The organism is Microcoleus sp. PH2017_28_MFU_U_A, from assembly GCF_020738035.1.
Lineage (GTDB): Bacteria > Cyanobacteriota > Cyanobacteriia > Cyanobacteriales > Microcoleaceae > Microcoleus.
On record NZ_JAEQCX010000183.1, the window covers coordinates 1 to 8,964 of the forward strand.

The following is an 8,964-nucleotide window of genomic DNA, read 5'->3' on the forward strand; positions in this document are numbered from 1 at the left end:
GATTTGCTTCCGAGTTTCTGAGAGTTTCCAGCCGCTGACTTTATACTCAACTGAGCGACTGTTTTTCTTGAAAGTCGGATAACCTTTCTTTCCGGGAACGGCTTTCTTGCAGTTGTCGTAGAACCGAGCAATGGCAGAATAAGCCCTTTCCACAGAGGCTTGGCAGGCACTAGAGTTCAATTCTTTAACAAAGGCAAACTCTTCTCTGAGCGCAGTGCTGTGACGGTACAAGTCTTTTTGCCCTACTCCTCGGTTGTCGATCCAGAAACGGACGCACTTATTCCGAACGAATTGAGCAGTTCTGATTGCTTCGTCTATAGCGGAGGACTGATTTGGTTTGCCGATCGCCTTGAATTCTAGAACGAACATCTTACGTGGGAACTCCCTACGCTAAAATTCTAACACAAAGCCGTCCTAGAAGGACGGGGCTTTAAACCCAAGTTTTTGGTAAGGTGCTGGAGATCGATCGAACTTTTAGCGGTTTACCCTTGGATGCAGGCCAAGCGCTGCGGTTGGAACACCGGAGCGAAGACTTTCAGCAAGCCGTGGAGGAGGGTACAATAAATTTTGTGCAAACTACGCGGATCGGGATTACTAAAGGGATTGATTTGCCTTGGCGGTGGTATTTGGGGAACTGTGCGGCCGTGTCGCAACTCTAGTAATCTCAAAGGTGTCAGTGTAAATTTGGTAGCTTAAACTTAGTGAAATTATGGCTTACTCTTCTGAAAACCCGATCGTACAACTCAAAAAATGCCTGACTCTCGCTCAGGATGTTGGGAGTCACGCCGAAGCTAACCGAGCTTTCGAGCAATTGTGCGGGATTATAGATGCTGAAAATCCGATGGCCGCGCAACTTTTGGAGATGTTGTGGGAAGACGCAATTCTGGCCAGACGTTCTGCTGTATTTTGGCAGCAAATGAGCGAAGTTGAGAAAGATATGGCGAATAGAATGATGGAAAATATGACGCAGATGAGACAAAATTATTTGCGTTTGATGCAGGAAATGTAGGATTTGGTAATGGGGAATGGGGAATGGGGCATTGGTAATTGGTAATTGGCAATTGGTAATTGACCCGAATTTGCCAACAAGTATAAGGTGCGTCAGCCGAGATATTTGACACTGGTCAAATAGTTGGTTTCCGGGGCACTCTACCATAAATTTTGTTACTTCAACCCGCGGAGGCGGGTTTTGTCTGTGTAGACGCGGTTTCAACCGCCGTCTCATCTTCTATTTCATCAAAGCAGCGCCGCGGTTGTAAAGTTCGCGCGCGTAATCAGTCCAAGTTCCCTGTCCCCAATAGCGGAAACAGCTTGTTTGCACCAACAAGTTGTAAAGCAAAGCTTGCTGGTATTCAAACTGCTTGGTAACAGCAGCATCTTGCTGCACCAGCGAGTCGTATTTTTTGTGAAATGCTGCGCTGAGTTGATTCATCGGTTCCAAGACGTTTTCGTAGCCCTTCACCCAACTTAAATCGTTTGTCCAAGAAGCACCATCCATGTGAAAATTGTGGTCTGTTTGCTTGAGTTGCGCGATCGCACTTTCCACCTTTTCCGGCGTTGCACTATCAGGATTCACTTGCAGCCAAATCTTGTGCTGATTAATCCCCTGACAAACAGGATAATCATCAGGATTAACACCCGCCGCCTCAATCATCTCCAAATATTCAGTCCCATTTAAACCGACAACACCGGATTTTCCGCCACCTTGTTCGCGGTTTTCGTGCCAAGCTTTGACAAAGGCGCTGGGGAATTCATTCATCATCACGCCACCATTTTCGCCGTCGGCAATTTGAGTAACTAAAGAAGGAATTGTGACATTGCTAATTTGCTGTTTGTTGCGTCCTTTTGCTTCGTAATAAGGCTGCATTTGACCGACCAATTTTGTATCGGAACCTTGGGTTTTAATCAAAGCCGTGATGCTGATGGTTTCGCCGCGAGAATTGCGGGATTGCAAACGATTGGGAATGTATTTTTGGTCTTGCGACAATCCCGAACCGTCGATATTTTCCACAGAATGTTCCTGCACCATTAGCCAGCGGTAGCCGCATTCTTTCAAAGCTTTGATGTATTCGTAAAGAGTATCGGGGTGATTGGGAAAGTGCATTTCTGGAGGCGAAAAACCTTTAACGCGCTTCAGGGCATCTATGCCAAAAATGGATGCAAAATGATGTTGCCATGCTTGAATTTGGAGTTTGATATCGGGAATTGGAGTTGAGGGAATAACGGCGTGACTCCACATTGTCCCCAGCCATTCTACGTGGGGTTGGTATTCAGGTTCGCAGGTAATTCGCTTGAGGTTGTTGAAGATATCGTCGCGTCCCATTTGGCGCAATCCCCACAATAAATTGCCCGAATAGTCGAGCATAATTCGCGGGTTGCAACCTTCAGCAATCAGTTGGGGAATAAATTCTCCCATGCGTGAATAGCACCAAGCAAAGACTCCGGCATTGTGGTTGTCTCCTTGGTTGGGATTTTCAAACATATTCTGGAGATTGCAGATTAGTTCGCCCTTTGCACCTGCTGGAATTGTAGGTTGGTGCATATGCAGGGCGCAAGCAAATCCGGCTTGAATGTTTTCGAGGCGCAGATTTGTCTTAGGTAAAAAGACTGGTTCGTTGCTGTTGGTGGCGGCAGTGATTTCTGCTTCGGAACCGCAAATGTTGGGCAATCCGGAGCGAAGTTCTTCTAAAACGGGTGGGTTGGGGGATGGTGCGATCGCAGACATAAGTTTTTCTCAAGAATTGTGGAGGAACGCGGTCTGCTATTTGGTAAGATAGCTATATGCTTTTAGGGTAGCAGAAAAGGTAGCAGATTTAAGTAAGTATCGAAAAGTTAGGAATAATCTTTGAGTTAGTTATGCGATCCATATTCGGAAAAAGACGAGACAACTGGCGATTTGCCTCAAGAAATTGAGTTGACAAAAGCGATCGCATGAGTTAGGTTTTTCGGAATTTGTCATTTAGTTGCAGATATTTCGACTTTGGCTCACAATGATTGATTATAAAAACCGCAGATTAAGGCAGATAAACACAGATAAACGCAGATAAAAGTCTGCCAAGATTATTTTCAGGTTGCCGTGCGATCGCGCTGAGACTTTGTACCTCTACCTCGCAGATATTTTATGAATGACAAAAAACTGCTCCTACAGCAGGCGGCGATTAATTTGCTGGTGGCTGTAACCATTGTTCAACCTGGATTGGCTGCTACGATCGCCGATTCATCGGGGGAACCGCATTTGCAGCCGCAGATACTCGCATACGAGCCGCCTGCGCGGGGTGCACCGGGCGATCGCGGAGATGCAGGCAGCCGCGACGATCTTCACCACTTTTTAGCTTTAATTCCGGCTCTAAATTTAGGATTGACTGCGATCGCACATCCGACTTTTTGGCTGTACTTGCCGGCTCCATTTCCCGATGACATTTCCTTTGAGTTTGTGCTGCGGGACGAAGAAAATCAAGAAGTAGTTTTCCGAACATTTTTTCAGCTTGCAAAAACAGCGGGACTTGTGAGTTTTTGCTTGCCACCAAATGCACCTCCTCTGGAAATTGGCAAAAAATATCGCTGGGATTTTTTCTGCGGGAATATCTCCCGCTACGGGTGTGTTGAGCGAGTGAAATTGGCACCAGAAATCTTAGTTAAGCTAGAAACTGCATCGCTGAGGCATCGCGTTTTACTGTTGGCTAAATACGGTTTGTGGTACGAAACTATTACTGAATTAGTTGCGCTGCGGGACAAACTTTTGAGTCAATTACAGGTAGCTACTTTAGAGGAAAGGCTGCTGATTTATGCTGAAAATGATTTGCGGTATGAAGCGCTAGCCGAGCTGACTGGATTTGAAAAAATATCTTCTCTGGTAACTTTGGAGGCGGATTGGAATGCTTTATTGCAGCATCCGTTTGTGCGCTTGCACGAGATTGTTTTAGAACCGTTTGTTTGAGTCCGATCGTGCATAATATATGGGCCGGGGCGGGTTTTTGAGATTGTGGGTTTTTGGCTCAGATTGTTGGTGAACCCGCCCCTACAGGAATCAATGTCAATGGATCGAACACGAACGAGACAAATTGTAGGGATCGTACATTTTTATTTATGGTGAGCTTGCTGCAAAAAAACATCCCAAAATCCTGTAGGGGCGGGTTCGCCAACCATCTACAAAATCCACAAAAAATCTCAAAAACCCGCCCCATCCCCGCCATTATTTACATTGACAATTCCCTAAAAAATAAGACATCAACCTATAGATGAAATATCCAATATTAAGCGCCTACAATACTTTCAATACAGCACCGATCGCCCTTTGGTCATTTGATGCAGCAGGAAACTTGGCGAGCGATCGCCCGGATCTCCCTCCAGCAGTGCTAATTGACAGCGTTTGCCGTGCTGTTGAGCGATCGCAAAACGGGCCGCAAGAAAGCCTGCTGCTGACAGGAGGTTACGTTACTTTCCCAGTCACTCCTTTGCTGGATGTCGGCACGGAAGACTTTTCTGTGTGTGCGTGGATTCGCACGGGTGATTTGGGTATTGTCAAGATTATCGATAAACGGATTCAAAATTCTGGCCCTTTACGGGGTTGGGCTTTATTTCTTTATCACGGTCAAATTAACCTGCAAATAGCCGATGGAAAAAGTTGGGTAAACTCTGGTAGCGAATATTATTATACAAAAATTGATACTTTCCCTGTTATTAGCGACAACCAATGGCATCACGTTGGGGTTGCTGTCGATCGCGATCGATTGGATGGAGGGCGCTGGTATGTCGATGGCAAGGAAGTAGATTGGCGGTTCAACCCAACAGGGCAACAGAGTTCACTTATCAATAGTATACCCCTGACTGTTGGCAGGCGATCGGACGATTTTGGTGGCATTTATCGAGGCAATATTGGAGATATTCGGCTCTACAAACAGGCGCTGTCGGCGGCAGATATATTGTCGATTTACCGATCAATTCAGTCTCCTATTAATAATAAATTTTTTGTTAACATTCTGAAGAGACCAGAAATACCGCGCCCGGAGCAAGATTCGTTCTCGGAAAGTGATAGTATTTCCGTGGAAAGATACTCGCAGGCGATGGAATACTATCAGGAGTCGCTCAATATTCATAGAAACAACGGCAACGGCTACGGAGAAGCAAATTCTTTGAACAATCTAGGCAATATTTACAGCGCGCTGGGGGAATACTCGCAAGCAATTTACTCTCACCAGCAAGCGCTAAATATTCAGCGAGATATCGGCGACTGCGCTGGACAAGTGGATTCTTTAAATGCTTTGGGCAATATTTACAATGCTTTGGGGGAATACTTGCAAGCAATTGAGTGCCACCAACAGTGTTTAAAGATTGAGCCGGAAATCGGCAACCTCTATGGAGAACCTAATTTCTGGCGCGATTTGGGGAGTGCATATCATTCCCTGGGCGAATACCAGCAGGCGATCGAATGCCAACTTCAGTCTTTAGATATGGCAATAAAACTCAACTCTAAGCATAGAGAATTGAACTCCTTAAACGCTTTGGGACGTACCTATGTTTCCCTGGGACAAAATCAATTGGCGATCGAATACTGTGAGAAGTCCCTGAATCTTGCACCGAAAATTGACAGCCGCTTTGGGGAAGCTAATTCTTTGGTGATTCTGGGTAATGCTTACAGTAATTTGGGGCATTACTTGCGGGCGATCGCATTTTACAAACAATCCTTAGATATTCAACAGGAAATTGGCGATCGCTCTGGGGAAGCAACTTCCTGCCGAAATTTGGGCAATGCTTACCGCTGTTTGGGGCAGTACCAGCGGGCGATCGAATACAGCCGCAAGAGTTTGGAGATCGCGCGGGCGATCGGCGAAACCGCATCAGAAGGGGCAACTCTCAACAATTTAGGACTTGCTTTATTTGACTTTGGCAAGTTTGCAGAAGCTGAAACAGTCCTGGGCGATGCAATTCAAACTTGGGAATCGCTGCGGGGAAAATTGAGCGATCGCGATAACTTTAAAGTATCTATTTTTGAAACCCAAGCCGCAACTTACCGCCATTTAGAAAAAGCCCTGATCGTCCAGAACAAAACCAAACAGGCGCTGGAAATTGCGGAGCGCGGTAGGGCGCGGGCGTTTGTAGAATTACTGGGTGCTCGGTTATCTGCCAATTCAGATGCGATACCCGATATTAAGCCGCCTAACATCAATCGCATTCAAGAAATTGCCAGAGCCCAAAATGCAACTTTTGTAGAATATTCGATTTCTTTTTTAGAAGAACTCTTTATTTGGGTAATTCAGCCCACGGGTGAAATAGCATTTCGCCAAGTTGACATCAACTACGAACATACTTCGCTCAAAGAGCTGGTTGCCGATTCTCGCGAGGCGATCGGCATCAGGAATCGCGATTTCAATCCCACTCTAAAAATGTACCCAGGTGATTTAGTCAAACTCCACGATGATGCGCCGAATTGGGAACCTTGGCAAGTAATATCTGTTGATAAAACTCACAACATTCTCTCGCTCTGCCAATCCTCTTGGCCCGCAGGGTTGACTATTAAGAGGCCTGCAATTGATGTAGCAGCAAAAGTGGAATCGAGCCTCACCAATCACCCTCGCTTGCAAAAACTCCATCAACTGCTAATCGAACCGATTGCTGACTTGTTGCCGACAGATCCAGCAGCTAAAATTATCTTTATTCCTCAAGGCGAACTGTTTTTTGTGCCGTTTCCGGCGCTGCAAGATGCTGCTGGAAAATACTTGATTGAAAAACATACTATTTTGACTGCTCCTGCAATTCAAATTCTGGAATTAACGAGTCAAAAACGACAAGAAATTTCTAATTTAGCTGGGGATATTTTAGTAGTAGGAAATCCGACAATGCCTGAAGTTGCTCTGGTACCGGGCCAAGCTCCGCAGCAGTTGTCTGCTTTGCCGCATTCAGAAACCGAAGCTAACGCGATCGCCAAATTGTTCCAAACCCAAGCCCTGACGGGGAATTCGGCTACCAAATCTGCCGTGCTTCAGCGGTTGTCAGACGCCCGCATTGTCCATTTTGCCACCCACGGATTGCTCGATCGCACTCGCGGACTCGGCAGTGCGATCGCCTTTGCACCCGATCGCACCGATAGCGGTTTGCTGACGGCTGAGGAAATTTTGCACCTGCACCTCCAGGCGGATTTGGTGGTTTTGAGTGCTTGCAATACCGGCATGGGGCGGATTACCGGTGACGGGGTTATCGGCTTGTCTCGCGCTTTAATTTCGGCTGGTACATCCAGTGCGATCGTCTCTTTGTGGGCGGTGCCAGATGCTCCTACAGCCGATTTGATGGTGAAATTTTATCAAAATCTCGATCGAACGGGCAACAAAGCTCAAGCCCTGTGCAGCGCCATGCTGGAGACAATGCAGCAGCACCCAAACCCCAGAGATTGGGCAGCTTTCACCCTGATCGGCGAAGCTTCAACAGTTGACAGTTGACAGTTGACAGTTGACAGTTTGAGAGCGACCTCTACTTATAAGTCCGAGGATTGGAGTAATGAATAGTCTGATTTCAACCAATTCTTTCTGGTAATGGGGAGTTTCGGTTAAATTTTGTAAAGAATTGCCAAATCCCGCGAAAAAATTAGTTTTTTGGCTGAAATCTCCACAGAAAGGCGATCGCGCCTGGATAAGTCATGTGTCGATTTAATTTATTGACAAAAATACCTCGGCGATCGAAATCGGGGCCACCACAGGGGGATTGGTCTCAACTTAATCCTGGAACTGTTGATAAATCTTGCTTTCAGCCGAGGCCAGATCCCCCTAAATCCCCCTTAAGAAGGGGGACTTTGATCGGATTCTTGTCCCCCCCTTGTTAAGGGGGGCTAGGGGGGATCTGGCCTCAGAGAAAAACGAGATTTTTCAATGCTTCCAGGTTTAAGTTGGCACCAATGCCACAGGGGGATTGCCTACAAAAACTTTAGCCCGCCGGAGGCTGACTAAAGAATAAAGACTGTTTTTTAGACAGCTTCGCTTTCTTAACTTTGCACCATTAACAATTGAGTTAAAAATTATGAAAATCTCTGCCGCTCAAAACACCAAAATTCTAGTTGTAGAAGACGACGCCCCCGTCCGCAATCTAGTCTACCGCTTTCTAAAGCAGAGATATGAAGTACAATTTGCAGCCGACGGCCAAACAGCCTTAGAAATATTTGATGAATTCAACCCAGTTCTCGTGATTTTAGATTGGAATTTGCCCGATACTACAGGCTATAAACTTTGTCAAGAAATGCAAAAGCGGACGAATGTTTTAGTCACGATTCTGAGCAGCCGCACCGCCGAAGAAGATCGAATTAAAATCCTAAAAGCAGGTGCTGACGATTTTATGTGCAAACCGTTCAGTATTGAAGAATTAGCAGTTAGAGTAGAAGTCTTGTTGCGGCGAGGGAGAACCGTCAACCCGCGCAGCCTTGTCTGCGGTCAACTAGAAATTGATTTAATGAGTAGGGAAGTAAGATGGCAGGATAAAACTTTGACTCTAACCAAATTAGAATATGAGATATTGTGTTTTTTGGCAACTCATTCAGATGAAGCTTGGACTCGCCAACAGCTAATCGAAAAAATTTGGGGCTGGAAATGCAATTATGGATCAGAAGAGCGAGTGGTGGACGTACATATCGGCCAGATTCGCAAGAAAATGGCTAAAGTCGATCGGGCTGTGCCAAATTTTATTCAAACAATTCGCGGATACGGTTACACATTTGCTCCGAATGCTCGCAATCACAGGATATTTTCCAATTAGGATGGAATAGGAAAAGTCTTTGCAATCAAATAATTTGGACGCTGCTCAGAGGAACATCCAAATTATTTTGGCCATTCAAGTTTAAGGTATGTAGTTGCGCTTCAGCGCTCCGATCTTATATATATTAAAAGCGCTATTATTGTGGCAATACAAGTCTATTGAATAAATAATGTCACCTTCTAAAACAAAGGTATGTAGTTGCGCTTCAGCGCTCCGATCTTATATAGA

Annotated in this window: 6 protein-coding genes and 1 pseudogene; 5 read left to right on the forward strand and 2 right to left on the reverse strand. The window is 45.7% G+C overall.

Features of this window, described 5'->3' with window-relative positions:
* Positions 1–369, reverse strand: a pseudogene (locus JGK14_RS32690) (RNA-guided endonuclease TnpB family protein); the annotation flags it as partial.
* An 83-nt stretch (positions 370–452) separates the two neighbouring features.
* Between JGK14_RS32690 and JGK14_RS32695 the strand changes: the two are divergent.
* Both JGK14_RS32695 and JGK14_RS32700 read left to right on the forward strand, forming a co-directional pair.
* Positions 453–659 (forward strand): DNA-3-methyladenine glycosylase, encoded by a 207-nt coding sequence (locus JGK14_RS32695; protein WP_293193780.1) that lies wholly within the window; start codon positions 453–455, stop codon positions 657–659.
* Positions 660–709: 50 nt separating this feature from the next.
* Positions 710–1,009: a hypothetical protein gene (locus JGK14_RS32700; RefSeq protein WP_293148499.1), complete on the forward strand. Its 300-nt coding sequence runs from the start codon at positions 710–712 to the stop codon at positions 1,007–1,009.
* A gap of 219 nt (positions 1,010–1,228) precedes the next feature.
* Here JGK14_RS32700 and JGK14_RS32705 read toward each other — a convergent pair whose 3' ends face one another.
* Entirely contained in the window at positions 1,229–2,725 is a 1,497-nt protein-coding gene (locus JGK14_RS32705; protein ID WP_293186937.1) for a glycosyl hydrolase family 57, read from the reverse strand.
* A gap of 396 nt (positions 2,726–3,121) precedes the next feature.
* On the opposite strand from JGK14_RS32705, the gene JGK14_RS32710 reads away from it, so the two are divergent.
* From JGK14_RS32710 to JGK14_RS32720, 3 genes are all read left to right on the forward strand, one after another.
* Positions 3,122–3,937, forward strand: coding sequence for a DUF928 domain-containing protein (locus tag JGK14_RS32710; protein ID WP_293186938.1), 816 nt, complete (start codon positions 3,122–3,124; stop codon positions 3,935–3,937).
* 301 nt (positions 3,938–4,238) lie between these two features.
* Entirely contained in the window at positions 4,239–7,433 is a 3,195-nt protein-coding gene (locus JGK14_RS32715; protein WP_325315957.1) for a CHAT domain-containing protein, read from the forward strand.
* A 574-nt stretch (positions 7,434–8,007) separates the two neighbouring features.
* Positions 8,008–8,736: a response regulator transcription factor gene (locus JGK14_RS32720; protein WP_293186941.1), complete on the forward strand. Its 729-nt coding sequence runs from the start codon at positions 8,008–8,010 to the stop codon at positions 8,734–8,736.
* The last annotated feature ends 228 nt before the right edge of the window (positions 8,737–8,964 follow it).